The sequence below is a fragment of the Pantoea sp. PA1 genome, assembly GCF_056856975.1.
In genome coordinates this window covers 1,940,412-1,965,559 of record NZ_JBXGEE010000001.1, presented here as the reverse complement: position 1 = coordinate 1,965,559, position 25,148 = coordinate 1,940,412, and the positions used below count along the sequence as shown (strand labels likewise).

Annotated in this window: 25 protein-coding genes; 20 read left to right on the top strand and 5 right to left on the bottom strand. The window is 57.2% G+C overall.

Features of this window, described 5'->3' with window-relative positions; genetic code table 11:
• Positions 1-2 precede the first annotated feature (2 nt).
• The 12 genes from truA to hisP all read left to right on the top strand — a co-directional run bounded on the left by truA (position 3) and on the right by hisP (position 11,070).
• A complete protein-coding gene (truA, locus tag AC1V0D_RS09405) occupies positions 3-806 on the top strand; it encodes a tRNA pseudouridine(38-40) synthase TruA (protein ID WP_009088974.1) in 804 nt (267 codons plus the stop codon).
• 29 nt (positions 807-835) lie between these two features.
• Positions 836-1,498 carry a DedA family protein gene (locus AC1V0D_RS09400; RefSeq protein ID WP_009088975.1) on the top strand — a complete coding sequence of 221 codons (663 nt, stop codon included), beginning with the start codon at positions 836-838 and terminating at the stop codon, positions 1,496-1,498.
• Positions 1,499-1,642: 144 nt separating this feature from the next.
• On the top strand, positions 1,643-2,557 hold the full coding sequence (gene accD / locus AC1V0D_RS09395; protein WP_046102281.1) for an acetyl-CoA carboxylase, carboxyltransferase subunit beta: 915 nt from the start codon (positions 1,643-1,645) through the stop codon (positions 2,555-2,557).
• A 94-nt stretch (positions 2,558-2,651) separates the two neighbouring features.
• Positions 2,652-3,920 carry a bifunctional tetrahydrofolate synthase/dihydrofolate synthase gene (gene folC, locus AC1V0D_RS09390; protein WP_482907306.1) on the top strand — a complete coding sequence of 423 codons (1,269 nt, stop codon included), beginning with the start codon at positions 2,652-2,654 and terminating at the stop codon, positions 3,918-3,920.
• On the top strand, positions 3,910-4,692 hold the full coding sequence (dedD, locus tag AC1V0D_RS09385; protein ID WP_307743390.1) for a cell division protein DedD: 783 nt from the start codon (positions 3,910-3,912) through the stop codon (positions 4,690-4,692). The genes folC and dedD overlap by 11 nt, the downstream gene beginning before the upstream one ends.
• 263 nt (positions 4,693-4,955) lie before the next feature.
• Positions 4,956-5,441, top strand: coding sequence for a colicin V production protein (cvpA, locus tag AC1V0D_RS09380; RefSeq protein WP_009088980.1), 486 nt, complete (start codon positions 4,956-4,958; stop codon positions 5,439-5,441).
• A 37-nt stretch (positions 5,442-5,478) separates the two neighbouring features.
• On the top strand, positions 5,479-6,996 hold the full coding sequence (purF, locus tag AC1V0D_RS09375; protein ID WP_009088981.1) for an amidophosphoribosyltransferase: 1,518 nt from the start codon (positions 5,479-5,481) through the stop codon (positions 6,994-6,996).
• 113 nt (positions 6,997-7,109) lie between these two features.
• Positions 7,110-7,679, top strand: coding sequence for a UbiX family flavin prenyltransferase (locus AC1V0D_RS09370; RefSeq protein WP_009088982.1), 570 nt, complete (start codon positions 7,110-7,112; stop codon positions 7,677-7,679).
• A 260-nt stretch (positions 7,680-7,939) separates the two neighbouring features.
• The gene (gene argT / locus AC1V0D_RS09365) at positions 7,940-8,722 is read left to right on the top strand and encodes a lysine/arginine/ornithine ABC transporter substrate-binding protein ArgT (protein WP_009088983.1); all 783 of its coding nucleotides are present in this window, start codon (positions 7,940-7,942) and stop codon (positions 8,720-8,722) included.
• A gap of 167 nt (positions 8,723-8,889) precedes the next feature.
• Entirely contained in the window at positions 8,890-9,579 is a 690-nt protein-coding gene (locus tag AC1V0D_RS09360) for a histidine ABC transporter permease HisQ (protein ID WP_009088984.1), read from the top strand.
• Complete coding sequence (locus tag AC1V0D_RS09355; RefSeq protein ID WP_009088985.1) at positions 9,572-10,288, top strand: ABC transporter permease; 717 nt, start codon at positions 9,572-9,574, stop codon at positions 10,286-10,288. The genes AC1V0D_RS09360 and AC1V0D_RS09355 overlap by 8 nt, the downstream gene beginning before the upstream one ends.
• Before the next feature lie 8 nt (positions 10,289-10,296).
• Positions 10,297-11,070: a histidine ABC transporter ATP-binding protein HisP gene (hisP, locus tag AC1V0D_RS09350; RefSeq protein ID WP_009088986.1), complete on the top strand. Its 774-nt coding sequence runs from the start codon at positions 10,297-10,299 to the stop codon at positions 11,068-11,070.
• Between the two features lie 80 nt (positions 11,071-11,150).
• On the opposite strand, the gene AC1V0D_RS09345 is transcribed toward hisP, so the two are convergent.
• Positions 11,151-12,098 (bottom strand): sugar-binding transcriptional regulator, encoded by a 948-nt coding sequence (locus tag AC1V0D_RS09345; RefSeq protein WP_482907305.1) that lies wholly within the window; start codon positions 12,096-12,098, stop codon positions 11,151-11,153.
• Positions 12,099-12,292: 194 nt separating this feature from the next.
• Here AC1V0D_RS09345 and dalD point away from each other — a divergent pair, with 194 nt between their 5' ends.
• From dalD to AC1V0D_RS09330, 3 genes are read left to right on the top strand one after another with little or no spacing between them, the layout of a single operon-like run.
• Positions 12,293-13,681: a D-arabinitol 4-dehydrogenase gene (gene dalD / locus AC1V0D_RS09340; RefSeq protein WP_482907304.1), complete on the top strand. Its 1,389-nt coding sequence runs from the start codon at positions 12,293-12,295 to the stop codon at positions 13,679-13,681.
• Between the two features lie 2 nt (positions 13,682-13,683).
• On the top strand, positions 13,684-15,153 hold the full coding sequence (gene xylB / locus AC1V0D_RS09335) for a xylulokinase (RefSeq protein ID WP_482907303.1): 1,470 nt from the start codon (positions 13,684-13,686) through the stop codon (positions 15,151-15,153).
• Between the two features lie 27 nt (positions 15,154-15,180).
• Positions 15,181-16,461 (top strand): MFS transporter, encoded by a 1,281-nt coding sequence (locus AC1V0D_RS09330; RefSeq protein WP_482907302.1) that lies wholly within the window; start codon positions 15,181-15,183, stop codon positions 16,459-16,461.
• A gap of 33 nt (positions 16,462-16,494) precedes the next feature.
• Here the strand turns inward: AC1V0D_RS09330 and AC1V0D_RS09325 are convergent, their stop codons facing one another.
• The gene (locus AC1V0D_RS09325; RefSeq protein WP_140029078.1) at positions 16,495-17,391 is read right to left on the bottom strand and encodes a TIGR01777 family oxidoreductase; all 897 of its coding nucleotides are present in this window, start codon (positions 17,389-17,391) and stop codon (positions 16,495-16,497) included.
• Positions 17,392-17,573: 182 nt separating this feature from the next.
• On the opposite strand from AC1V0D_RS09325, the gene yfcF reads away from it, so the two are divergent.
• Complete coding sequence (gene yfcF, locus AC1V0D_RS09320; RefSeq protein ID WP_111207513.1) at positions 17,574-18,215, top strand: glutathione transferase; 642 nt, start codon at positions 17,574-17,576, stop codon at positions 18,213-18,215.
• A gap of 107 nt (positions 18,216-18,322) precedes the next feature.
• Complete coding sequence (yfcD, locus tag AC1V0D_RS09315; protein WP_009088996.1) at positions 18,323-18,847, top strand: NUDIX hydrolase YfcD; 525 nt, start codon at positions 18,323-18,325, stop codon at positions 18,845-18,847.
• Positions 18,848-18,951: 104 nt separating this feature from the next.
• Here yfcD and pta read toward each other — a convergent pair whose 3' ends face one another.
• Positions 18,952-21,096: a phosphate acetyltransferase gene (pta, locus tag AC1V0D_RS09310; protein WP_009088998.1), complete on the bottom strand. Its 2,145-nt coding sequence runs from the start codon at positions 21,094-21,096 to the stop codon at positions 18,952-18,954.
• 70 nt (positions 21,097-21,166) lie between these two features.
• Entirely contained in the window at positions 21,167-22,369 is a 1,203-nt protein-coding gene (ackA, locus tag AC1V0D_RS09305; RefSeq protein ID WP_150028891.1) for an acetate kinase, read from the bottom strand.
• Positions 22,370-22,705: 336 nt separating this feature from the next.
• Here ackA and yfbV point away from each other — a divergent pair, with 336 nt between their 5' ends.
• The 3 genes from yfbV to AC1V0D_RS09290 all read left to right on the top strand — a co-directional run bounded on the left by yfbV (position 22,706) and on the right by AC1V0D_RS09290 (position 24,471).
• A complete protein-coding gene (gene yfbV, locus AC1V0D_RS09300) occupies positions 22,706-23,158 on the top strand; it encodes a terminus macrodomain insulation protein YfbV (RefSeq protein ID WP_009089002.1) in 453 nt (150 codons plus the stop codon).
• A 145-nt stretch (positions 23,159-23,303) separates the two neighbouring features.
• Positions 23,304-23,798 (top strand): YfbU family protein, encoded by a 495-nt coding sequence (locus AC1V0D_RS09295; RefSeq protein ID WP_482907301.1) that lies wholly within the window; start codon positions 23,304-23,306, stop codon positions 23,796-23,798.
• Positions 23,799-23,811: 13 nt separating this feature from the next.
• Positions 23,812-24,471 carry a sugar phosphatase gene (locus AC1V0D_RS09290; protein WP_267371850.1) on the top strand — a complete coding sequence of 220 codons (660 nt, stop codon included), beginning with the start codon at positions 23,812-23,814 and terminating at the stop codon, positions 24,469-24,471.
• A gap of 29 nt (positions 24,472-24,500) precedes the next feature.
• Here the strand turns inward: AC1V0D_RS09290 and yfbR are convergent, their stop codons facing one another.
• On the bottom strand, positions 24,501-25,100 hold the full coding sequence (gene yfbR, locus AC1V0D_RS09285; RefSeq protein ID WP_009089008.1) for a 5'-deoxynucleotidase: 600 nt from the start codon (positions 25,098-25,100) through the stop codon (positions 24,501-24,503).
• Positions 25,101-25,148 lie beyond the last annotated feature (48 nt).

The window sequence follows — 25,148 nt, the reverse complement described above, 5'->3', positions numbered from 1 at the left end:
CCATGTCCGAAGGTCAGATGCAAAAACTGGCGCTCGGCATTGAGTATGACGGCAGCCGTTACTACGGCTGGCAGCGCCAGAATGAAGTCCGCAGCGTGCAGGAGAAGGTTGAGCGTGCGCTGTCGAAAGTCGCCGATCATCCGGTCAGCATCTTTTGTGCCGGCCGGACAGATGCCGGCGTGCACGGCACCGGGCAGGTGGTCCATTTCGACACCACGGCGCAGCGGCCTGACGGCGCCTGGACGCTGGGCGTCAACGCCAATCTGCCACCGGACATAGCCGTTCGCTGGGTGAAAGCGGTGCCGGAAGATTTCCATGCCCGCTTCAGCGCCACCGCCCGCCGCTATCGCTACCTGATCTACAATCAGCGTCTGCGTCCGGCGGTGCTGGCGCAGGGCGTGACGCACTTTTACCATCCTCTGGATGCGGAAAAGATGCAGCGCGCCGGGCAATGCCTGCTGGGCGAGAATGATTTCACCTCATTCCGCGCGGTGCAGTGCCAGTCGCGTACGCCGTGGCGCAACGTGATTCACCTCAACGTGACGCGTCAGGGCCCTTACGTGATTGTGGATATCAAAGCCAACGCCTTTGTGCATCACATGGTGCGCAATATCGTGGGCAGCCTGATGGAGATAGGCTGCGGCAACAAGCCGGAGTCATGGATGGCAACGCTGCTGGCGGCGAAAGATCGGACGTTAGCGGCCGCTACAGCCCGGGCAGAAGGGTTGTATCTGGTGGCGGTGGATTATCCATCCCACTTTGCGTTACCACAGCCGCCGATGGGACCCCTGTTCCTCGCGGATTAATTCACTTTCAGGACATTAAAGGGCACGCTATGGAGTTCCTCCATTTTCTGGTTGATTTTATTCTGCACATTGATGTGCACCTTGCCGAGCTGGTTGCTCAGTACGGCGTCTGGATTTACGCGATTTTGTTCCTGATTTTGTTCTGCGAAACCGGACTGGTGGTGACGCCCTTCCTGCCGGGCGACTCCCTGCTGTTTGTCGCAGGCGCGCTGGCAGCCCTGCCGGGGAACGATCTGAATGTGCATCTGATGGTGGCGCTGTTAGTGACCGCCGCGATTCTGGGCGATGCGGTGAACTACACCATTGGCCGGCTGTTTGGCGAACGGTTGTTCAGTAACCCGGACTCGAAGATTTTCCGCCGCAGCTATCTGGATAAAACCCATGCGTTTTATGCCCGTCACGGCGGAAAAACCATCATCCTGGCGCGCTTTGTGCCGATTGTCCGCACGTTTGCGCCGTTTGTTGCCGGTATGGGCCATATGTCCTATCGCCACTTCGCGCTGTTCAACGTCACCGGTGCGCTGTTATGGGTCCTGCTCTTCTCCTATGCGGGCTACCTGTTTGGCGATCTGCCGGTGGTGCAGGAAAACCTGAAGCTGTTGATTGTGGGCATTATCCTGGTCTCCGTCCTGCCGGGCGTCATCGAAGTCTGGCGTCATCGCCGTCAGGCTAAACAGCAGAAGCTGCCCTGAGACTTTGCTCAGGGGTAAGACCAGATTTTTATCCACAGTCTGAACAGGTTGTGGTTTAATGAGCGACATTTACCGTCTGCTGAAGCGGTTTTCAGCAGTATCAAGACGACTGGACCAGGTCAGTTTTAAACAGAAAGGTCATCAATGAGCTGGATTGAACGAATTCTTAATAAAAGCACCACGACGCCTGCGCGCAAAGCCAGTATCCCGGAAGGGGTCTGGACCAAGTGTGACAGCTGTGGCCAGGTTCTCTACCGCGCCGAGCTGGAGCGTAATCTCGAGGTCTGCCCGAAGTGTGACCATCACATGCGTATGCACGCCCGTGAGCGTCTCGGCAGTTTCCTCGACCAGGGCACCATGGTTGAGCTTGGCAGTGAACTCGAGCCGAAAGATCTGCTCAAGTTCCGCGACTCCAAGAAGTACAAAGATCGTCTGGTCGCCGCCCAGAAAGACACCGGCGAAAAAGATGCATTGATCGTGATGAAAGGTCAGCTACACGGCATGCCGGTTGTTACGGCCGCCTTTGAATTTGCCTTTATGGGCGGTTCAATGGGCTCTGTGGTCGGCGCGCGTTTTGTCCGTGCGGTTGAGCAGGCGTTAGAAGATAACTGTCCGCTGATCTGCTTCTCCGCCAGTGGCGGTGCGCGTATGCAGGAAGCGCTGATGTCGCTGATGCAGATGGCGAAGACCAGTGCGGCGCTGGCGAAAATGCAGGAGCGCGGTCTGCCTTACATTTCCGTGCTGACTGACCCGACCATGGGCGGCGTTTCCGCCAGTTTTGCCATGCTGGGTGACCTCAACGTGGCGGAACCGAAAGCGCTGATCGGCTTTGCCGGCCCACGCGTTATCGAACAGACCGTGCGTGAAAAACTGCCGCCAGGCTTCCAGCGCAGTGAGTTTCTGATTGAAAAGGGCGCGATCGACATGATCATCCGCCGTCCGGAAATGCGCTACAAACTGGCAAGCCTGCTGGCAAAAATGATGAACCTGCCGGCACCGCTGCATGACGGTGAACAGTCCGCCCCTGCGCCGACTGAATCGGAAAGCAACGAGGCCTGACAGGAGATAGAGAGGCGCGTCCACCGCGCCTCTTACCAATGCACCGTATACCGCAGCAGCAGTCTGCCGGGTATCAATAAGCAAAACGGGACATATGGACAATCTTCACCTTCCTCAAGCCACGTCGCCTTTGGCCACGTGGCTTTATTATCTTGAGCACCTGCATACCCAGGCGATCGAACTGGGTCTGGATCGCATTCGCCAGGTGGCACAACGTCTCGACCTGCTGAAACCCGCCCCCTTTGTTTTTACCGTCGCCGGTACCAACGGCAAAGGCACCACCTGCCGCACGCTGGAAACCCTGCTGATGGCCGCAGGCTACCGGGTTGGCGTCTACAGCTCACCCCATCTGGTGCGCTACACCGAGCGCGTCCGGGTTCAGGGAGAGGAGCTGAGCGAAGCGCAGCACTGCGCCAGCTTTGCCGAGATTGAAGCGGGACGGGCAGACATTTCACTGACCTATTTTGAATTTGGCACGCTCTCCGCGCTCAATCTGTTTCGCCAGGCGAAGCTGGATGTGGTGATCCTTGAGGTGGGCCTCGGCGGACGACTGGATGCCACCAATATCGTTGATGCTGATGTCGCCATCGTCACCAGCATTGCTCTGGATCATACCGACTGGCTTGGCCCGGATCGCGAAAGCATCGGGCGGGAAAAAGCGGGTGTGTTCCGGGCAGGCAAACCGGCGGTGGTGGGTGAGCCGGAAATGCCGCAGAGTATTGCCGTGGTGGCGCAGGAAAAGGGCGCTAAGCTGATGCAGCGCGACCGTGAATGGTCCTTTCATGCGCAGGCGGAAAGCTGGTCGCTGCGGGATGCGGCCGGTGAACTGAACGATTTGCCCCTGCCGCAGGTGCCGCTGCCCAACGCGGCGACGGCACTGGTGGCCCTGCGCATGTCCGGGCTGGCGGTCAGCGAGGCGCAGATTCGCGCCAGCCTGCCGCTGGCGATGCTGCCAGGACGTTTTCAGACCATCAGTGAATCCCCGCGTGTGATTCTGGACGTGGCGCACAACCCGCATGCGGCGGGCTATCTGGCTTCACGACTGGCCGCCCTGCCGGCACGCGGCAAAGTGCACGCGGTTGTGGGTATGCTGCATGATAAAGATATCGCCGGAACGCTGGCGGCGCTGGCTCCGGTGGTGGATGCCTGGTACTGCGCGCCACTCGATGGCCCGCGCGGTGCCACGGCGCAGCAGCTGCTGAGCAGCCTGCCGCAGGGCGAGGCGTTCAGCTCGGTTGAACTCGCCTGGCAGCAGGCGCGTCAGCAGGCCGCGCCGCAGGACGTTGTGCTGGTTTGTGGGTCATTCCACACCGTGGCGCAGGTCATGGAATCGATTGAAACGGAGAAAGGACGTGGCAAGTAAGTTTCAGAACCGTTTAGTCGGCACGATTATTCTGGTCGCCGTTGGCGTGATTGTCCTGCCAGGGCTGCTGGATGGTCAGAAAAAGCATTATAAAGAGGAGTTCGCGGCGATTCCGCTGGTGCCAAAACCGGACGACCAGCAGGACAGCGAAATGGTGCCGCCGGTCACGCAGTCGCTGCCGTCGCAGCCGCCGGAAGGGGCGGGCAATGCGGTGAGCAGCAGTAACGGCAGCGGTAAAACCAACGTGACGGCGGAACAGGGTCGCACCCAGCCGGAAGAGGAGAGCGATCCGGCTGTGGTCTCGCCGCCGCCGGTTCATCAGTCTGCGCCTGCGCAGACGGTCACGAAGCCGAAGGTCACCGAGCAGCAGAAAGCCAGAGTAACCGAGCAGCCTAAGCCGAAGCCTGTGGAACAGCCGAAGCCGAAAGTGACAGAGCAGCCGAAGCCGAAGCCAGCTGAACAGCCTAAAGCGGTTGAGCAGCCGAAGGAAGAGACGGCACCGAAAGCGGCAGAAACCACCGCGCCGGCAGGACAGGCGTATGTGGTGCAGCTGGGAGCGCTGAAAAACGCCAGCAAAGTGAACGAGATCGTGGCACAGCTTCGGCTCTCGGGTTATCGCGCCTTTACCGTGCCGTCAACGCCGGTGCAGGGGCAGATTACCCGTATTTATGTCGGGCCGGACGCCTCTAAAGCTAAAATGCAGAGCGCAGTGGGCGAGCTGAAAAACATCTCCGGACTGGGCGGTGTAGTGAAACCCTACAGCGCCCGCTAATCGGGTGATTGGCGCTGCCGATAGCAGTAACAGGCAGCGTCTTTTACCGGCTGGCGCGTTCATTTATAGCGCAGCGTGACGGAAAAAGTGACGATTTTCAACGGCATGAACGGCTGAGAATCACCCGGGCGATAGCGAATTTTTTTATCGCCTTTTTTATGGATGCAGAAAAGGAAAACCGCTACGCAAACGTTTTCTTTTTCTGTTAGAATGCGCCCCGAACTGGATGCAGGGGTGCAATTGCACTGGCGCTGGAAGAGTTCATGATCTGGATTGATTACGTCATTATTGCGGTAGTTGGTTTTTCGGCTCTGGTCAGCCTGATTCGTGGGTTTGTCCGGGAAGCCTTATCTCTTGTTACCTGGGGATGCGCGTTTTTTGTCGCCAGTCATTACTACGCCTACCTTGCAGTCTGGTTTACAGGTTTTGACGACGAACTGGTTCGTAACGGTATCGCCATCGGTGTGCTGTTTGTGGCAACCCTGATAGTCGGGGCCATAGTGAACTACGTTATCGGCACGCTGGTGGAAAAAACCGGCCTGTCGGGAACCGACCGGGTGTTGGGAGTCTGTTTCGGGGCGTTGCGTGGTGTGCTGATTGTGGCCGCTTTGCTGTTCTTCCTTGATACATTCACTGGCTTTTCCAAAAGTCCGGACTGGCAACAGTCTCAACTCATTCCCGAGTTCAGTTATATCATCAGGTGGTTTTTTGATTACCTGAAAAGCACGTCGAGTTTTTTACCCCGGTGATGTGACCGGGAGTGCGGCTTAATGAGGAAATGACAACATGTGCGGTATTGTCGGAATCACCGGTTTCATGCCGGTCAACCAGTCGATCTATGACGCGTTAACGGTGCTCCAGCACCGCGGGCAGGATGCCGCAGGCATTTGTACTATCGATGCGCTGAAATGTTTTCGCCTGCGAAAGGCAAACGGCCTGGTCAGCGACGTTTTCGAAGCACGTCACATGCAGCGTCTGCAGGGCAACATGGGCATTGGTCACGCGCGTTATCCTACGGCGGGAAGCTCCAGTGCCTCTGAAGCGCAGCCTTTCTACGTCAACTCGCCCTATGGCATCACTCTGGCGCACAACGGTAATCTGACTAACGCCCATGAACTGCGTAAGCACCTGTTCGAAAAGGGTCGCCGTCACGTTAACACCACGTCAGATTCTGAAATCCTGCTGAACATCTTTGCGCAGGAACTGGATCGCTTCCAGAACGATCCGCTGGAAGCCGACAACATTTTTTCTGCGGTTGCAGCCCTGCATCAGCAGGTGCGCGGCGCTTACGCCGTCGTGGCGATGATCATCGGACACGGCATGGTCGCCTTCCGCGATCCTAACGGCATTCGTCCGCTGGTCCTCGGCAAGCGCGTCATCGCTGACGGCCGTACCGAATATATGGTTGCCTCAGAGAGCGTGGCGCTTGATACGCTGGGCTTTGAGTTCATCCGTGACGTGGCGCCGGGTGAAGCGGTTTATGTCACTGAAGAGGGCCAGCTGTCGACCCGTCAGTGTGCTGAAAACCCGAAAAGCAATCCGTGCCTGTTCGAGTATGTCTATTTTGCACGTCCCGACTCGTTCCTAGACAAGATTTCGGTCTACAGCGCCCGTGTCCGTATGGGCACCAAGCTGGGTGAAAAAATTGCCCGCGAGTGGGAAGATCTCGATATCGACGTGGTGATTCCAATCCCGGAAACCTCAACCGATATCGCGCTGGAAATTGCGCGTATTCTCGATAAGCCCTATCGACAGGGCTTCGTGAAGAACCGCTACGTCGGCCGCACCTTTATCATGCCGGGTCAGCAGTTACGTCGCAGCGCAGTACGTCGTAAGCTCAACGCGAACCGCGCGGAATTCCGTGATAAAAACGTGCTGCTGGTGGATGACTCCATCGTGCGTGGCACCACTTCCGAGCAGATTATTGAGATGGCGCGTGAAGCGGGCGCAAAACGGGTTTACCTGGCGTCAGCGGCCCCGGAAATTCGCTTCCCGAACGTCTACGGCATCGATATGCCGAGCGCCACGGAGCTGATTGCCCATGGCCGCGAAGTGGAAGAGATCCGTCAGCTGATCAAAGCGGATGCGCTGATTTTCCAGGATCTCAACGATCTGATCGAAGCGGTGCGTGAAGAGAATCCGGATATTACCCAGTTTGAATGTTCGGTTTTCAACGGCGTCTACGTGACCAAAGATGTCGATCAGCAGTATCTGGAGTATCTTGAGTCGCTGCGTAATGATGACGCGAAAGCGCTTCAGCGCCAGAACGAAGTCGAGAACCTCGAGCTGCACAACGAAGGCTGATATCCCCGACAGGCGGACAGCACAGAACAGGGCGGGAGCAATCCCGCCCTGTTTGTTTTCAGAAATCGTCCGGCCGCGTTATGATGGTGCATTAGCGGAGACAAGGTTGGACTATGAAACGACTCATCATTGGCATCTCTGGCGCAAGCGGGGTGATCTACGGCGTGCGCATGCTGCAGGTGTTGCAGCAGGTGGAAGAGGTGGAAACGCATCTGGTCATGAGTCAGGCGGCGCGACAGACGCTGGGACTGGAGAGCGACTACTCGGTTCGCGACGTACAGGCGCTGGCCGATGTGGTGCACGATGTGCGCGATATTGCCGCGAATATCTCCTCCGGGTCGTTTAAAACGCTGGGCATGGCGATCTTACCCTGCTCGATGAAAACCCTGTCGGGCATCGTTCACAGCTACAGTGACTCCCTGCTGACCCGGGCAGCGGACGTGGTGTTAAAAGAGCAGCGTAAACTGGTGTTGTGCGTGCGCGAGACCCCGCTGCATGTCGGTCATCTGCGCATGATGACCACGGCGGCCGAACTGGGGGCTATCATCATGCCGCCCGTCCCGGCGTTCTATCACCGTCCTGATACCATCGGGCAGATCATCGACCAGACCGTTAATCGCGTTATCGATCAGTTTGATATCGACCTGCCGGAAGATCTGTTTATGCGCTGGCAGGGTGCATAAAGTTCCGCGGGCGCACTTAATTAGTGCATAAGCGCGCCCCGGATCACTCTTCGTGCATCTGACGCACCAAAAGTTAACATCATCGCTTTTTCTCTTTTACTTCACTGCTATATTCCCCCCTATAAACAGGCGGTTTTCACCGCACTGGCGTCACGCTAACTGCGTGGATAACTTGCAGATCTGGCATGAAACATGCAGATTAATTAGCGCATTCACATCACGAACCACATAACAAAAAGCACTTCACTTGAGGGTAATCTATGAAAAAGCGTGTTCTGGCTCTTTCCCTGATGCTGGGCTTATCCAGTGCTGCCAGCGTCTTTGCAGCGGTTCCGGGGTCGATCCGCATCGGTACAGATCCAACTTACCCACCGTTTGAGTCGAAAAACGCGCAAGGCAAGTTAGTGGGCTTCGATATCGACCTCGCTAACGAAATCTGCAAACGTATCCATACCCAATGTACCTATGTCGAAAGTGATTTCGATGCGCTGATCCCTTCACTGAAAGCGAAGAAAATTGATGCCATCATCTCCTCACTCTCCATCACAGCAAAACGTCAGGAAGAGATCGCCTTCTCAGAAAAACTCTACGCCGCCAACGCACGTTTAGTGGCACCGAAGGGATCAAAAATCGAGCCGACGATTGAATCGCTGAAAGGCAAAAACATCGGTCTGCTGCAGGGCACCACACAGGAAACCTATGCCAATGAGAACTGGCGGCCAAAAGGGGTGACGATTACGCCTTATGCGAACCAGGATCTGGTCTATCAGGATCTGAATGCGGGCCGTATTGATGCCGCTTTCCAGGATGAAGTCCAGGCCAGCGAAGGCTTCCTGAAGCAGCCGGTGGGCAAGAACTACGCGTTTGCCGGTCCGGCGGTAAAAGATGACAAGATCTTTGGTGTCGGAACAGGCATGGGGCTGCGTAAAGATGACAGCGAGCTGAAGGCCGCTATCGACAAAGCCTTTACTGATATGCGTAAAGATGGCACCTACGACAAGATTGCGAAGAAATACTTCGATTTCAATGTGTACGGCGACTAACCATCCTGTCGCTTTATCCTCTGGATGCTGAAGCCCGCCGGAACGGACGGCTTAACACCGCTGCGCCTTGGGGGCGGATGGCAGAGACGCCAGAGTGATAAAGCTAAACTGCCCGTCGATGTCTGGCGGGCAGCGTTTTGTTTTCACCCCACGACAGGACCCTTTCGATGCTGTATGGCTATTCTGATGTAATTCTCAGGGGCACACTGGTGACGCTGGAACTGGCGCTCACTTCCGTCGTGCTGGCAGTGCTGCTGGGGCTGATCGGCGCAGGCGCGAAACTGTCGCGCAGCCGGCCTCTGGCGATGATTTTTGAAGGCTACACCACGCTGATCCGTGGCGTGCCCGACCTCGTATTAATGCTGCTGATCTTCTACGGTCTGCAGATTGTCCTCAACCAGATCACCGATGCGCTGGGCATGGCGCAGTTTGATATCGACCCGATGGTCGCCGGTATCATCACGCTCGGCTTTATCTATGGTGCCTACTTTACTGAAACGTTCCGGGGTGCCTTTATGGCGGTGCCGAAAGGGCAGATTGAAGCGGCCACCGCGTTTGGCTTTACCGGTGCGCAGGTATTTCGCCGCATTCTGTTCCCGGCCATGATGCGCTATGCGCTGCCCGGCATCGGTAACAACTGGCAGGTGATCCTGAAAGCCACCGCGCTGGTCTCGCTGCTCGGACTGGAAGATGTCGTGAAGGCGACGCAGCTGGCCGGAAAAAGCACCTGGCAGCCGTTCTATTTCGCCATCGTGGCGGGCGTGATTTACCTGCTGTTCACCACGCTGTCGAATGGCGTGCTGTGGTGGCTGAACCGGCGCTATACGGTAGGCGTGAAGAGGGCGACTTATGATTGATATTATTCAGGAATACTGGAAATCGCTGCTCTGGACAGACGGTTATCGCTTTACCGGCGTGGCGATCACGCTCTGGCTACTGATCCTCTCGGTCGCCATTGGCGGATGCCTGGCAATTCTGCTGGCGATTGCGCGGGTTTCCCCTAATCGCTTTATCAGTTTTCCGGTCTGGCTCTTTACCTACGTGTTCCGTGGCACGCCGCTCTACGTGCAGCTGCTGGTGTTTTACTCCGGGATGTACACGCTGGAGATTGTGAAAGGCACGGAGTTGCTGAATGCCTTTTTCCGCAGTGGCCTGAACTGTACGTTACTCGCCTTTACGCTTAACACCTGCGCCTACACCACGGAGATCTTTGCCGGGGCCATTCGTTCGGTGCCGCACGGGGAGATTGAGGCGGCGCGGGCATATGGCTTCTCGACCTTTAAACTCTATCGCTGCATCATTCTGCCGTCGGCGCTGCGTACGGCGCTGCCAGCCTACAGCAACGAAGTGATTCTGATGCTGCACTCCACGGCGCTGGCCTTCACCGCGACGGTGCCGGATCTGCTGAAAATCGCGCGGGATATTAACTCCGCGACCTATCAGCCGTTCACCGCCTTCGGCCTGGCGGCGGTGTTATACCTGATTATCTCTTACGTGTTGATCAGCCTGTTCCGCCTGGCGGAACGCCGCTGGCTGGCTCACGTGAAACCCTCTTCATCGCATTGAGTAGAACTATGGCTGACAATAAATTAAGCGTCACCGAATTGCATAAACGTTACGGTGAACATGAAGTGCTGAAAGGGGTCTCGTTAACTGCTAAAGCGGGCGATGTGATCAGTATCATAGGATCGTCCGGTTCAGGGAAAAGTACCTTTTTACGCTGCATCAACTTTCTCGAAAAACCGAGTGAAGGCAGCATCGTCGTCAACAACCAGCAGATCAACTTAGTCCGTGACAAAGATGGTCAGCTGAAAGTGGCTGATAAAGAGCAGCTGCGCGCATTGCGCACCAGCCTGACCATGGTGTTCCAGCACTTCAATCTCTGGAGCCACATGACGGTGCTGGAAAACGTGATGGAAGCGCCGATTCAGGTGCTGGGACTGAGCAAGGCGGAAGCGCGTGAACGGGCGATCCGCTATCTCGATAAAGTCGGCATTGACGCACGGGCACAGGCGAAGTATCCGGTTCATCTCTCGGGTGGTCAGCAGCAGCGTGTCTCGATTGCGCGTGCGCTGGCCATGGAGCCGGAAGTGTTACTGTTTGATGAGCCGACCTCGGCGCTCGATCCGGAGCTGGTAGGCGAAGTGCTGCGCATCATGCAGAAGCTGGCTGAGGAGGGAAAAACCATGGTCGTCGTTACCCATGAGATGGAGTTCGCCCGCCACGTTTCCAGCCACGTCATATTCCTGCATCAGGGCAAAATCGAAGAGCAGGGAGCGCCTGCGGAGCTGTTCGGTAACCCGAAAAGCCCGCGACTGCAGCAGTTCCTCAAGGGATCGCTGAAGTAACGGATAGCGGGGCGGACAGGTGCGGGAAGCAGGGCATCGGCGTGACGTGCCCTGCGCCGGTACGCTGCCTGCCCGCTGCGTCACGTCTGCAGTAACTTCAGCGCCGTGTCCTCGTCGGTCACCAGACCCGATACCCAGCCGCCCTGTAAGGCGGCCCGGATCGCCGGATACTTGCGTTCGCTACCGGCAAAGCCAATGATTTTGCGCTGTGTCTGGCTTTCCAGATGCACGCTGGTCAGGAGTTCATCCGTTTCCCCCCACACGCGTTCACCCTCCTGATTGAAAAAGTGACCGAGCATCTCGCCTGCGACGCCACGCGCATTCAGCGCCTCAACCTGCGCATCGGTAATAAATCCCTCGGCGTTCAGCGGACAGCCTGGCATTACCTCGCCAATCCCGACAAAGGCTACGTCTGCCCGTAAGGCGCGTTTGGTGACGCGCTGATACACCTTATGCTGCACCCACATCGCTTTATCTTCAGGCGTGTCGGCGTAGAGGGGGGCCGGAATAAAGAAATACTTACCCTGCATCTTTTCGGCCATCTTCAGCGGGACATCATAACGTGTCCCGGAATCATCCCGCGCGATGGCGCCAATCATCGAAACGCAATGATGCTGCGGGCGATCCACCCAGGGCAATGCGTCGATGATCGAGCGTAAGGTTTTACCGGAACCAATGCCAAAGACCTGTGGCGCTTCCTCACTGATGAACTGTGCCATTACCGCCGCCCCTTCGACGGCCAGCATTTGCTGAATGGCCTCCTCGTTCAGACTGGCCGAGGGCACGACGCGACAGAGTTCCAGACCAAACTTCTCCTGGACCTCACGCGCCAGCTGCAGACAGTGCGTGACGGGGTGATCGATTTTTACGTTCACCATGCCCATTTCACGAGCACTGGATACCAGACGCTGCGCCACCTGGCGCGATAACCCCAGTGCCTGCGCAATCTCCTGCTGTGTCACGCCCGCAACGTAATACATCCACGCGGCACGCGCGGCCAGCTCCTGCTTTTTCTCTTCTCTGCTCATCACGCTGTTCCGTCGAATTCAGAGAGACATCTTAACGCGAGCTGGGCAAAAAGCGCTAACCGGGCAAAAGCCCAATAAAAGAGCAAAAGTATTATTTGTGACAGAGCTCGCAGAAGGATCCGCGTAATGAACACTATGCTAACGGCTATCGGGCAAATGCCCCTCACTGTGGCAAATGTTTAATTGAGGCGATTATGACCAATCAATCCGTGTGGATGCATATCGGCGCAGGATCATTTCATCGGGCACATCAGGCGTGGTATCTGCATCAGCTGCGTAAGCAGGGCGACGAAAGCTGGGGCATCGCGCTGGGCAATATCCGTCAGGACGCCGCGCCGCTGCTTGATCAGCTCGCGCGGCAGCAGGGCGAATATGTGCTGGAAACCGTAACGCCCGAAGGTGAGCGCGACTATGAAACCATCACGTCGCTGCGCAAAATTTTGCCCTGGGACAGCGACATCCGCGCGCTGATTGAGCAGGGCGCCCGTGCGGAAACACGTGTGATTAGCTTCACCGTGACAGAAGCGGGCTACTACCTGACGCCCGCGTTTACGCTGGATCTCAGTCAGGCGGACGTGAAGGCCGATCTGGGTGGCGATATCCGCACCCTCTACGGCGCACTCAGCCGCATTCTGACACAGCGGGTTGCCGGGGGCGGGGCACCGGTCACGCTGCTGAACTGCGATAATCTGCGCCACAATGGCGAGCGTTTTCGTGACGCCTTCCTGGCGTTTCTGACGGCCAAAGGCGATACCGCGCTGGCCGACTGGGTGCGTACACAGACCCGCTCACCGAATACCATGGTCGATCGCATCACCCCGCGACCCACCCCGCAGGTGGCCGAACGCGTGCAGGCGGCGACCGGCAGGGCGGAGGGTGCCGCAGTGATGGCCGAATCTTTTATTCAGTGGGTCATTGAGGATGATTTCATTGCCGGGCGCCCGGCACTGGAAAAGGTGGGCGTTGAGCTGGTGGAATCGGTGCTGCCGTGGGAAGAGGCGAAAATTCGCATCCTTAATGCGACCCATGCCGCGATTGCCTGGGCGGGTACGCTGATTGGGCTGAACTATATCGATGAGAGCACCCGTCATCCGGCCATTTATCAACTGGCGCACGACTACGTGACCCAGGATGTCATTCCCTCACTGTCACCCAGCCCGCTCGATCTGGCGGATTATCGCGATGTGGTGCTGGCCCGCTTCAGTAATCCCTATATTCAGGACACCAATCAGCGCGTCGGTGCCGATGGCTTGTCCAAAATTCCCGGCATGGTGACGCCAACCCTGCAGGCGTGTTACCAGCGCGGCGTGCAGCCGACCGCAACGGCGGTGATCCCGGCACTCTTCTTCCTGTTTATGCAGCGCTGGGCCAGTGACGACTTACCCTATCCCTATCAGGATGGTGCGCTTCAGGCCGAAACGCTGCGTAAACAGTTCGCCAGCGCCGATCCGCTCCGTGCGTTCCTGAGCGATCGCGCGCTGTTTGCGGAACTGGCGTCCGATAAGGCGTTTCATGAGCTGGTGACGCGCCAGGTGGCGAATCTGCAGCAGTGGCTGAAGCAGCCTGAACTGGCGGCGGTGTAATCATGTATCTCGGTATTGATATCGGTACCTCCGAGCTTAAAGCGCTGATCGTGAACACGCAGGGTGAGATTGTGGCGTCTCAGCACGCCACGCTCAGCGTGCAGCGTCCGCATCCTCACTGGGCAGAACAGGAGCCTGAACGCTGGTGGCAAGCCTGCTGTGAGGTTCTGGCGGGATTGCGTCATCAGTCTCCTCAGGCCTGGGCTGAGATTCGCGCGATAGGATTGTCCGGTCAGATGCACGGGGCCGTGCTGCTGGATGCCGGAGGCAGGGTGCTGCGTCCATGTATCCTGTGGAACGACACGCGCAGCGCATCACAGTGTGAAAGGCTGGCGAAGCAGCATCCCCGGATGATAGCGATCAGCGGCAATATGATTATGCCTGGCTTCACTGCACCGAAGCTCTGCTGGGTCGCGGAACATGAGCCAGAGATCTTCAGCCGTATCGATAAGGTGTTGCTGCCGAAAGATTACCTGCGCTGGCGTCTGACCGGACGCTTTGTCACTGAGCCTTCGGATGCTGCCGGAACGCTGTGGCTCGATGTATCCCGGCGTGACTGGTCGGACGAACTGCTGGCCATCACCGGACTGACGCGTGCCGCCATGCCTGAACTGGTGGAAGGCAGTGCAGTAAGTGGACATCTGCAGGCGACACTGGCGAGCGAGTGGGGCTTATCCACCTCAGTCACGGTGGCAGGCGGTGGCGGGGACAATGCCGCGTCGGCCGTCGGGGTAGGCGCGGTGAACGCCGGGGATGCTTTTATCTCACTGGGGACGTCCGGGGTGATTTTTGTGGTCAATGACCGCTTGCAGGCGGATCCGCAATCCGGGGTGCACGCCTTTTGCCATGCGCTGCCGGGCCGCTGGCATCAGATGAGTGTGATGCTCAGCGCCGCCAGTTGTCTGCGCTGGCTGTGCAATCTGCTGTCAGTGAGTGAAAGCCAGCTGATGGAGGAGATGTCTCAGCTCAGTGATAAACAGCTGCGCAGTGCCCCGATTTTTCTGCCCTATCTCTCCGGGGAGCGCACCCCTCACAACGATCCTGACGCTTCTGGCGCTTTCTTCAATCTGCGCCATGAAACGCCGCGCGCCCTGCTGGGCTATGCGGTGATTGAAGGCGTGGCATTCGGACTGGCTGATGGGGCAGAGGCGCTCGGCGAGGCCCGGCACCCCATTCAGCAATACAGCCTCACCGGTGGAGGCGCGCGCAGCACGCTGTGGGCGCAATTGATTGCCGATGTGCTGCAACTGCCGGTTGTTACTCACCCGGCCAGCGCCTCTGGCGCGCTGGGGGCGGCACGTCTGGCGTGGCTGGCTGATGGCGGTGCTGAGCATGAGGTGTGTCTGAAGCCGCCAGTCCAGGCGCGCTATCAACCGGACGACGCTCGCGCAGCCGTGCTGCAACAGCGGCTGCGTCTGTTCCGGGAACTCTACATCCAGCAGCAACAGGTGCGTAACCTGCTGCCTGCCTGACGACTAACCAAACAGAAGGTGATTGTGATGCAATCGAACGAATACTGGTTTGGCTTACCGAAAAAGATGTTCTGGGGCTTCCTCGCTATCGCCATCTTTATGGCGGGTGATGGCTTTGAAATGGCGTTTCTGTCGCGCCATATTACCGATATGGGCTTTTCGCCCGCGCAGTCTGCCGTCGTGTTCACCTTCTATGGTCTGGCAGCCGCGCTGGCAGCCTGGGCTTCGGGCGTGGTCGCCGAGCTAATCACGCCGCAGCGCGCGATGATGATTGGCTTTGTGCTGTGGATCGTCATGCATGCCCTGTTTATGTCACTTGGGCTTGGGCTGCGTAACTATCCCCTCATGGTGCTGTTTTACGGCATTCGCGGGCTGGCTTATCCGCTGTTTATCTACTCTTTCATGATGATGCTGGTGCAGGTCTTACCGCGCGAGAAACTGGCGGCGGCGACCGGCTGGTTCTGGGCGATGTATTCAATCGGCATTGGCGTGGTGGGCAGCTATCTGCCCAGTCTGACCATTCCGATGCTGGGGGAGACAGGAACGCTGTGGCTGGCTATCATCTGGGTAGCCTGTGGCGGGATTCTTGCCTGGTTCAGCCTGCGCAACGTGCCGGTAGATCGTTCCCGCGTGAATCTGCCGATGCGTGACAAGATGACAGAGATGTCGCGTGCCGTGACCATCCTGTTCACCAATCAGCATGTCTTTTATGCCTGCCTGATTCGCATCATCAACACGCTGTCGCTGTTTGGTTTCGCCATTATCATGCCACTGCTATTTGTCGATCGTCTCGGCTTTACCATCTCTGAATGGCTGCAGATCTGGGCGGTGTTCTTCTTTGTTACCATCTTTACGAATATCTTCTGGGGCCTCACCGGTGAGAAGCTGGGCTGGATCCGTCAGGTACGCTGGTTTGGTTGCCTGGGAATGGCTATCTCCAGCCTGACCTTCTATTACCTGCCGCTGTATGTAGGACATAATTTCTGGGTGGCATTAATTCCTGCGGTCATGCTGGGGATCTTTGTCGCCGCGTTTGTGCCGATGACCGCCGTCTTTCCGACGCTGGAGCCGCATCACAAAGGGGCAGCGGTCTCGATTTACAATCTCTCCGCGGGACTCAGTAACTTTGTGGCACCGGCTATCGCCTCTGTCATGCTGCCATTCTTCGACATCGTCGGAGTGGTATGGGCCTACACCGCGCTGTATGTGTTCGCTGGCGTGCTGACCTTCATTATCCGCGTGCCACAACCGGGGCACACGCGGGAAGAGAAGGCGATGCAGTCGCGGGTCGCCGGACAGCGAAGCTGATTACCCCTGCGGCGGCCCTGGGCCGCTGCAGGGTTATCCTGCGACATCCTGCAGGGCTTCCTGCAAATCGTACCAGCGGAAGCCGAAACCAGAGGCTTCCAGCCGCTTCGGCAGCACATGCTGACCGCCCAGCACCAGCACCGACGACTCCCCCATCATCAGCTTAATGGCGCTGGCAGGCGTGCGCATAAAGGCCGGACGATGCATCACCCGCCCCAGCGTGGCGGCAAACTGCTCATTGCGCACCGCGTAAGGAGCCACCATGTTGAACGGGCCGTGCAGATCCTCATGATCCAGCAGCCAGAGAATCGCGTTGACCATGTCATCGATATGGATCCACGGCATATACTGTTTGCCACTGCCGATCGGCCCGCCCGCGCCAAACTTAAACGGCAGTTTCATTTTACTGAGTGCGCCGCCTTCACGAGCCAGCACCACGCCGGTGCGTATCAGGCAGACGCGGGTACGTTCACTCGCGGCGCTGAGTGCCAGCTGCTCCCAGCGGGCGCAGAGCTGATGGGTAAACTCATCATGGCCCTCATCCTCTTCAGTCAGCACCAGATCGCCGGTATTGCCATAGAAGCCGGTTGCCGAACCGGAAATCAGGACGGCGGGTGGTGTTGCGCTGGCATTAATCAGTGAGGCAATCTGCTCGGTGATCTGCCAGCGGCTTTCGCAGAGCTGCTGTTTATGGGGCTCTGTCCAGCGTTTATCGGCAATGGGTTCGCCCGCCAGGTTAATCACGGCATCAATGTTATTGAGGTTTGTCTGCTGCGCCAGACCTGACCAGAGCGCCACGCTCTCGCCCAGTTTTTCGCGTGCGCTGACGATATCCCGCGTCACGACACTGATCTGATGCCCCAGCTGTTGCAGCCGTGGAATCAGATGACGCCCAATCAGTCCCGTGCCACCGGTAATAAGAATGTGCATGTTGCGGCTCCCTTTGTGTTTTTGTTATCTGCTCCTTTCAGCATAGAAGAGCGGAGCCACTCTGAAGTGCGTCGCGTCGCGCTTTGTTATTCCGGCGTGAGAGGTCGGAGCAGCTCAGCGTTGCCTTCCCAAAAAAAAGTCGGTAAACATGATGCAACCCTGACAGCCAATCGAGGTAACCGATGAATTATCCGCCCATTGTCCTGTGGTCAGATTCATCATTTTTCAGTCCTTATGCCATGTCCGCCTATGTTGCTCTTACCGAAAAAGGGGTGCCTTTTCAGCTGAAACGCGTCGATTTATCGCAGAATCAGCAATATGCGGAGGCCTATCGGGCGCTGTCACTGACCTGCCGTGTGCCAACGCTGCAGATTGACAGCTTTCTGCTGAGCGAGTCTTCCGCCATCAGCGAATATCTGGAAGAGCGTTTTCCGGCGCCTGAATTTGAGCGGCTCTATCCCCATGACCGCGAGAAGCGCGCCCGCGCCAGAGAGATTCAGGCCTGGCTGCGCAGTGACTTTATGTGGATCCGCCAGGAGCGCCCGACGGAAGTGCTGTTTGCCGGTGAACGTTTTGCGCCACTGACGGCGTCAGCACAGCAGGCGGTCACTAAACTGATTGCAGCCGTTGAGCGTCTGCTGCCGGAAGGGCAGCAGAACCTGTTTGGCGAATGGTCCATCGCGGATACCGATCTGGCGGTGATGCTCAACCGGCTGGTATTGCATGGCGATCCCTTACCGACACGTTTGCAGCACTATGCTGAATTTCAATGGCAGCGAGCCTCAGTCCAGCTGTGGTTAGCAGAAAGTGGTAAAAATCGATAACTGTCAGGGCTTGCTCAGGCTGACGGAAGTGATTACCTTACGCCACATTAAAATAACAAGTGGCAAACTGCGTGCATCTGGGCACGCCAAACAGGAAAGGGTTACGGATGGTGGATCAAACTGCGGGTGACGGCATCGAGTGGGTCGATATTGTAAGCGAAGAGAATGAAGTCGTTGCTCAGGCGACACGTGCGCAGATGCGCGCTCAGTGCCTGCGTCACCGCGCCACCTATATCGTGGTTCATGACGGTATGGGCAAGATTCTGGTTCAGCGTCGCACGGAAACAAAAGATTTCATGCCGGGCAAACTCGACGCAACGGCGGGTGGCGTGGTGCAGAGCGGTGAGGATATGCTGGAGTCTGCGCGTCGCGAAGCTGAAGAGGAACTGGGCATTGCCGCCGTGCCTTTTGCTGAGCATGGCAAATTCTACTTTGAAGATCAGCACTGCCGCGTCTGGGGTGGCCTGTTCAGTTGCGTGTCCCACGGGCCTTTCGCGATGCAGGAGTCCGAAGTCGATGAGATTTTCTGGATGACGCCCGACGAGATCACCGCCCGCTGCGATGAGTTTACTGACGATTCGCTGAAAGCGCTGTCGCTGTGGATGAGTCGTAACGGCGATAGCCGCGACTGAGACGCTTCCGGCGCCTTGCCTCAACGGGCAGCGCCGAATCGCACATTTGCGGACTAAAAAAAAGGCATGCCCCGGGGCATGCCTTTTCTGTTCTCACCTGGCGCTTAGCCTTCAGCCTGCTGGGACTGAATGGCGGTCAGCGCGATGGTGTAGACGATGTCGTCGACCAGCGCGCCGCGCGACAGGTCATTGACCGGCTTACGCATCCCCTGCAGCATCGGCCCGATCGAGATCAGATCGGCGGAACGCTGAACCGCTTTGTAGGTGGTGTTACCGGTGTTGAGATCCGGGAAGATAAACACGGTGGCGCGACCCGCAACCTGTGAGTTGGGCGCTTTTGATTTTGCCACATCTTCCATGATGGCAGCGTCATACTGCAGCGGACCATCGATCACCAGGTCAGGACGTTTTTCCTGTGCAATCCGTGTGGCTTCACGCACTTTTTCCACGTCGCTACCTGCACCGGAGGTGCCGGTGGAGTAGGAGATCATCGCCACACGCGGGTCGATACCAAAGGCTTTGGCAGAATCGGCGGACTGAATCGCGATTTCGGCCAGCTGCTCAGCGGTAGGGTCCGGGTTAATCGCGCAGTCACCGTAAACCAGCACCTGCTCAGGCAGCAGCATAAAGAACACCGATGAAACCAGTGAGCTGTTCGGCGCGGTTTTGATCAGCTGCAGTGGCGGACGAATGGTGTTGGCGGTGGTATGAACCGCACCGGATACCAGACCATCCACTTCACCGCTCTCCAGCATCATGGTGCCCAGCACCACGTTATCTTCCAGCTGCTCCTGCGCGACAACTTCGGTCATACCTTTATTCTTGCGCAGCTCAACCAGGCGCGGCACATAATTTTCACGAACCTGTTCCGGGTCAACGATCTCAACCCCTTTGCCCAGCTCAACCCCCTGAGCCGCCGCAACACGCTGGATCTCATCCGGGTTGCCTAACAGCACGCAGGTGGCGATACCGCGTTCAGCACAGATAGCGGCCGCTTTAACGGTGCGCGGCTCATCGCCCTCTGGCAGAACGACGCGTTTGCCCGCTTTACGCGCAAGTTCGGTCAGCTGATAGCGGAAGGCCGGTGGCGACAGGCGACGGCTGCGTTCTGACGTGGCGGTCAGCGACTCAATCCAGTCAGCGTTGATGTAGCTGGCAACATACTCCTGCACTTTCTCAATGCGCTGGGTGTCGTCAGCCGGGACTTCAAGGTTGAAGCTCTGCAGGCTCAGGGAGGTCTGCCAGGTGTTGGTTTTCACCATAAATACCGGCAGGCCGGTCTGGAAGGCGCGGTCGCAAAGACGGGCGATGCGATCGTCAATCTCGTAGTTTCCGGTCAGCAGGATAGCGCCGATTTCGATGCCGTTCATGGCGGCCAGACAGGCCGCGACCAGCACATCCGGGCGGTCTGCGGAGGTGACCAGCAGAGAGCCAGGACGGAAATGTTCCAGCATGTGCGGGATACTGCGGGCGCAGAAGGTTACCGATTTCACCCGGCGGGTCTGAATCTCACCTTCGTTGATGATGCGCGCACCCAGGTGGCGGCACATGTCGATCGCGCGGGTCGCAATCAGATCAAAGCTCCACGGCACGCAGCCCAGAACCGGCAGCGGGCTGTCTGAGAAGAGCTGCTTAGGATCGATATTGGCGATGCTGGCTTTCGACGAATCATCGAAGATCTCTGACAGGTCAGGGCGGGTACGTCCCTGATCGTCAACCGGCGCGTTCAGTTTATTGATGATTACGCCCGTAATGTTTTTATTCTTCTGACCGCCGAAGCTGCTCTGGGTCAGCTCAATGCGCTCTTTCAGCTGGGCCGGTGAGTCATTACCCAGCGCCATCACAAAGACGATCTCGGCATTCAGCGTTTTGGCAATTTCATAGTTCAGTGCGTTGGCGAACTGATGCTTACGGGTCGGCACCAGACCTTCAACCAGCACCACTTCCGCATCCTGCGTGTTGGCGTGATAGCGGGAGATGATCTCCTCCATCAGCACATCCTGCTGGTTCGATCCCAGCAGTGATTCCACACGGGACATCTGCAGCGGTTCAGCCGCAGGAATCGAGGAGTTCTTGCGAATGATGGTGGTGGTTTGATCCGGGGTATCGCCGCCGGCACGCGGCTGCGCAATCGGCTTAAAGACGCTGAGGCGGACGCCTTTGCGCTCCATGGCGCGGATAACGCCGAGGCTGACGCTGGTCAGGCCGACGCTGGTGCCGGTCGGAATGAGCATAATTGTACGTGACACGTTTGAACCTCTCAGTAATGGCAGGGTGTCAAAAACAACTCCGTCAGCCTGAGCTGACGGAGAGAAGGGGTTATGCAGTCAGACGCGCGGCGTCCTGGGCGATGACCAGCTCTTCGTTGGTCGGAATCACCAGGGCCGGACGGGTGCCTTCTTTATTGATGTAGCCAGATTTACCGAAGCGCGCTGCAAGGTTGCGATCATGATCAACCTCAAAGCCCAGCAGCGCCAGTTTTTTCAGTGAAAGTTCACGCACCATCGCCGCGTTCTCACCGATGCCGCCGGTGAAGACCACCGCATCAAGGCGACCGTCCATCAGCGCCGTGTAGCTGCCGATATATTTCGCCAGGCGGTGGCAGAACACATCCATCGCACGTTTCGCATCTTCTTTCGTCGCGTAGTTATCTTCCACGTAGCGACAGTCGCTGGTGACTTCGGTCAGACCTAACAGGCCAGACTCTTTGGTCAGCAGTTTATTGATGGCGTCAACGCTCATGCCCAGGGTGTCGTGCAGGAAGAAAACAATCGCCGGGTCGATGTCGCCACTGCGGGTGCCCATCACCAGCCCTTCCAGTGGCGTCAGCCCCATGGAGGTATCGACGCACTCGCCATTACGGATGGCAGAGACAGAACCGCCGTTACCAAGATGGCAGGTGATGATGTTCAGTGATTCAAGCGGTTTATTGAGCATTTTGGCCGCTTCGTGTGTCACATAGAAGTGGCTGGTGCCATGCGCGCCGTAGCGACGCACGCCGTGCTCTTTGTACAATTTGTAGGGCAGGGCGTAGAGATAAGACTCTTCCGGCATTGTCTGATGGAAAGCGGTGTCGAATACGGCGACATTCTTATCTGACAGGTGCGGGAAGTTTTTCATCGCTTCATCAATCCCGATCAGATGAGCCGGGTTATGCAGCGGGGCAAAGGAGGAGGCGTCTTTGATGCCCTGAATCACCTCTTCAGAGATGATAACGGACTGAGTCAGCTTCTCGCCGCCATGAACAATACGATGACCGATTGCAGCAATTTGTGCCGAAAGCTCTGGTTTTTGTGCCAGAATGGATTTAACGATGAAGTTCAGCGCTTCGCTATGCGCTGCACCGGCACCGAGAGGCGCTTCCTGTTTTTCGCCGTCCAGTTTCCATTTAATACGTGCTTCTGGAAGGTGGAAACATTCTGCCAGGCCCGACAGGAACTCTTCGCCGCTGGCAGGGTTGAGGATGGCAAACTTAAGGGAAGAGCTGCCACAGTTCAGAACCAGAACTAACTTACTCGACATGGAAGTACCTATTTTTTGAGAGTGGCTAAATAAAACGCAATCAGACTAACAGCGTAGCCCATGAAAGCTGGTAGATTAATGACAAACATCATGCGGTAGACAGAAATCTGCATTTCCGCAAAAAATTTCGGTAATCTTACGCAAAAATTTGAAGATCGCCTTGTCGAAACATGGCTCAAGCCTCTTCCCAACGGCATCCCGCGCCCGGAAAGGTGTTGAAACGGCGTCAGAATAGCTGGAGTCATCTTTAAAGACAAAAAAAATTGAAGGATGTCACGTAAAGTTGTGTGGTTATAACTTTTTTTTTAATGTTTGCAGGATTAGTTGAGGTGAGCCATGGCGAATGAATCTGGCAGTACCAATTGGTTTCAGATGTTTCAGCGCGGTCAGCACTACATGAAGACCTGGCCTGCTGATAAGCGCCTGGCCCCCGTGTTTCCGGAAAACCGTGTTTCATCCGTGACGCGCTTTGCCATTCGCTTCATGCCTCCCCTGGCGATTTTTACCCTGACCTGGCAGATCGCGATGGGTGGCCAGCTTGGCCCGGCCGTGGCGACGGCGCTGTTTGCCTGTAGCCTGCCGATGCAGGGGTTGTGGTGGCTCGGTAAGCGTTCTGTTACACCGCTGCCGCCGACGCTGCTGAGCTGGTTTCATGAAGTCCGCGCCCGACTGGAAGAGGCGGGACAGGCTATCGCGCCGGTAGAAGGCAAACCGACCTATCAGGCGCTGGCCGACCTGCTGAAACGCGCGTTTAAACAGCTTGACCGCACGTTCCTCGACGATCTCTGACCCTCTTCAGGCGGGCGGTAATTTAATTACCGCTAACCCGCAACCAAATCAAAGAAAGGCGATACGGCGATTTCCGTATCGCTAACGCTATGCAATCATTTCCTCCTTGTCGATTAACTGAGCGGTCGCCGACCGGGAGTGAATCATGGAAATGACCCATGCACAGCGTTTAATTCTAACCAACCAGTACAAAATCATGGCGATGCTGGAGCCGGAAAATGCTGAACGTTTTCGCCGTTACCAGACCATCATTGAGCGCGGTTATGCGCTGCAGATGCGGGAGCTGGATAAAGAGTTCGGCGAACTCAGCGAAGCAACCTGCCGGACGGTGATCGACATTATGGAAATGCATCACGCGCTGCACGTCTCCTGGTCAAACCTGAAAGAGCAAAGTCAGACGGATGAGCGCCGTCTCGCTTTTCTCGGTTTTGATGCCGCGACAGAAGCCCGCCTGCTGGGATATGTGCGCTTCATGGTCAACACGGAAGGGCGCTACACCCACTTCGATTCCGGCACCCACGGCTTTAACGCGCAGACCCCGATGTGGGAAAAGTATCAACGCATGCTGGCTTTATGGCAGACTTGTCCGCGCCAGTACCATTTGAGTGCCAACGAGATTGCACAGGTTATTAATGCATGATGAGGAGAAGCGCGTGACCTACAGAGGTTTTCTTTTTGATTTGGACGGCACGCTGGTCGATTCGCTGCCCGCCGTAGAACGCGCCTGGAGCCAGTGGGGTGCGCGTCATGGTATTGCCGCCGATGAGATCCTCGATTTCATTCATGGCAAACAGGCCATTACTTCTCTGCGTCATTTTATGGCAGGCCAGCCGGAAGAGGCGATTCAGGCGGAGTTTGTGGCGCTGGAGCAGGCGGAAGCGGCAGACACCGATGGCGTGCAGGCGCTGCCGGGTGCCAGAGTGCTGCTGGAAAGGCTGAACGCGCTGCAGATCCCCTGGGCCATTGTCACCTCCGGTTCGGTGCCGGTTGCGCATGCCCGACATAAAGCCGCAGGCTTGCCGAAACCTGCGGTGTTTATTACTGCGGAGCAGGTGGCAAAAGGTAAACCGGAACCCGATCCCTATCTGCTCGGGGCGGAGAAACTGGGCTTAGACGCCGCAGCCTGTGTGGTGGCAGAGGATGCCCCCGCCGGCATCGTATCCGGACTAAACGCAGGCTGCGCGGTGATCGCCATTAATGCTCCGGCGGACACCCCCCGGCTGGATGAGGTGGCGCTTCGCCTCAGCTCACTGGCATCACTGGACGTGATCCGGGAAGCTGACGGCAGTTTCACCTTCAGCCAGCAGGCGTAAGGAAGGGGCCGGCGGCCACGCCGCCGGGCTCAGAGTGGCGTATCCTGCGAGATTTCATCCAGCGACAGGCTGAAGCTCGGAATAAAGACCTCAACGAAATAATCCATCTCAGGCGAACGCCGTTGCGCCAGCGTTGTCTCCAGTCGCGCTTTCGCCAGTAAAAACTCATTGTTCCCGGCAGAGAGTTCCTCAAGACACTTAACATAGGCGCAGAGCGCATCGGCCTGCTTGACGACGGCCTGCTCCTCTTCACTGTGCAGATGCTCATCGATTAACGGGCGATAGATCGCCTGAAACTCTTCCGGCAACATCTCAATCAGCTTTTGCTGCGCAATTTTCTCGATTTTTTTATATTCATGCGCGATCTGCGCGTTGTAATACTTGACCGGTGTGGGCAGGTCGCCGGTCAGCACTTCGCTGGCATCGTGATAGAGCGCCAGCATGGCGATGCGATCGGCATTCAGCGATCCGCCGAACTTAAGGTTTTTGATCACGGCCAGGGCGTGCGCCACCATGGCAACCTGCAGGCTGTGTTCAGACACGTTTTCGGTGCGCACGTTGCGCATCAGCGGCCAGCGATTGATCAGCTTGAGACGGGAGAGATGGGCGAAGAAGTGACTTTGAGTCATGCGCGTTCCTGTTAGCCGGCAGGGGAGAGACAGGCTCTCCCCAAATAG

What these genes read in the sequence shown, in the direction of transcription:
- folC (WP_482907306.1), top strand. Translation starts at nt 2,652, where the DNA reads ATGGACAATCTTCACCTTCCTCAAGCCACGTCGCCTTTGGCCACGTGG.
- yfcF (WP_111207513.1), top strand. Translation starts at nt 17,574, where the DNA reads ATGAATTATCCGCCCATTGTCCTGTGGTCAGATTCATCATTTTTCAGT.
- AC1V0D_RS09370 (WP_009088982.1), top strand. Translation starts at nt 7,110, where the DNA reads ATGAAACGACTCATCATTGGCATCTCTGGCGCAAGCGGGGTGATCTAC.
- accD (WP_046102281.1), top strand. Translation starts at nt 1,643, where the DNA reads ATGAGCTGGATTGAACGAATTCTTAATAAAAGCACCACGACGCCTGCG.
- xylB (WP_482907303.1), top strand. Translation starts at nt 13,684, where the DNA reads ATGTATCTCGGTATTGATATCGGTACCTCCGAGCTTAAAGCGCTGATC.
- AC1V0D_RS09355 (WP_009088985.1), top strand. Translation starts at nt 9,572, where the DNA reads ATGATTGATATTATTCAGGAATACTGGAAATCGCTGCTCTGGACAGAC.
- cvpA (WP_009088980.1), top strand. Translation starts at nt 4,956, where the DNA reads ATGATCTGGATTGATTACGTCATTATTGCGGTAGTTGGTTTTTCGGCT.
- yfbR (WP_009089008.1), bottom strand. Translation starts at nt 25,100, where the DNA reads ATGACTCAAAGTCACTTCTTCGCCCATCTCTCCCGTCTCAAGCTGATC.
- truA (WP_009088974.1), top strand. Translation starts at nt 3, where the DNA reads ATGTCCGAAGGTCAGATGCAAAAACTGGCGCTCGGCATTGAGTATGAC.
- dalD (WP_482907304.1), top strand. Translation starts at nt 12,293, where the DNA reads ATGACCAATCAATCCGTGTGGATGCATATCGGCGCAGGATCATTTCAT.
- yfbV (WP_009089002.1), top strand. Translation starts at nt 22,706, where the DNA reads ATGGCGAATGAATCTGGCAGTACCAATTGGTTTCAGATGTTTCAGCGC.
- hisP (WP_009088986.1), top strand. Translation starts at nt 10,297, where the DNA reads ATGGCTGACAATAAATTAAGCGTCACCGAATTGCATAAACGTTACGGT.
- argT (WP_009088983.1), top strand. Translation starts at nt 7,940, where the DNA reads ATGAAAAAGCGTGTTCTGGCTCTTTCCCTGATGCTGGGCTTATCCAGT.
- AC1V0D_RS09360 (WP_009088984.1), top strand. Translation starts at nt 8,890, where the DNA reads ATGCTGTATGGCTATTCTGATGTAATTCTCAGGGGCACACTGGTGACG.
- yfcD (WP_009088996.1), top strand. Translation starts at nt 18,323, where the DNA reads ATGGTGGATCAAACTGCGGGTGACGGCATCGAGTGGGTCGATATTGTA.
- ackA (WP_150028891.1), bottom strand. Translation starts at nt 22,369, where the DNA reads ATGTCGAGTAAGTTAGTTCTGGTTCTGAACTGTGGCAGCTCTTCCCTT.
- AC1V0D_RS09400 (WP_009088975.1), top strand. Translation starts at nt 836, where the DNA reads ATGGAGTTCCTCCATTTTCTGGTTGATTTTATTCTGCACATTGATGTG.
- purF (WP_009088981.1), top strand. Translation starts at nt 5,479, where the DNA reads ATGTGCGGTATTGTCGGAATCACCGGTTTCATGCCGGTCAACCAGTCG.
- AC1V0D_RS09345 (WP_482907305.1), bottom strand. Translation starts at nt 12,098, where the DNA reads ATGAGCAGAGAAGAGAAAAAGCAGGAGCTGGCCGCGCGTGCCGCGTGG.
- AC1V0D_RS09330 (WP_482907302.1), top strand. Translation starts at nt 15,181, where the DNA reads ATGCAATCGAACGAATACTGGTTTGGCTTACCGAAAAAGATGTTCTGG.
- AC1V0D_RS09295 (WP_482907301.1), top strand. Translation starts at nt 23,304, where the DNA reads ATGGAAATGACCCATGCACAGCGTTTAATTCTAACCAACCAGTACAAA.
- AC1V0D_RS09325 (WP_140029078.1), bottom strand. Translation starts at nt 17,391, where the DNA reads ATGCACATTCTTATTACCGGTGGCACGGGACTGATTGGGCGTCATCTG.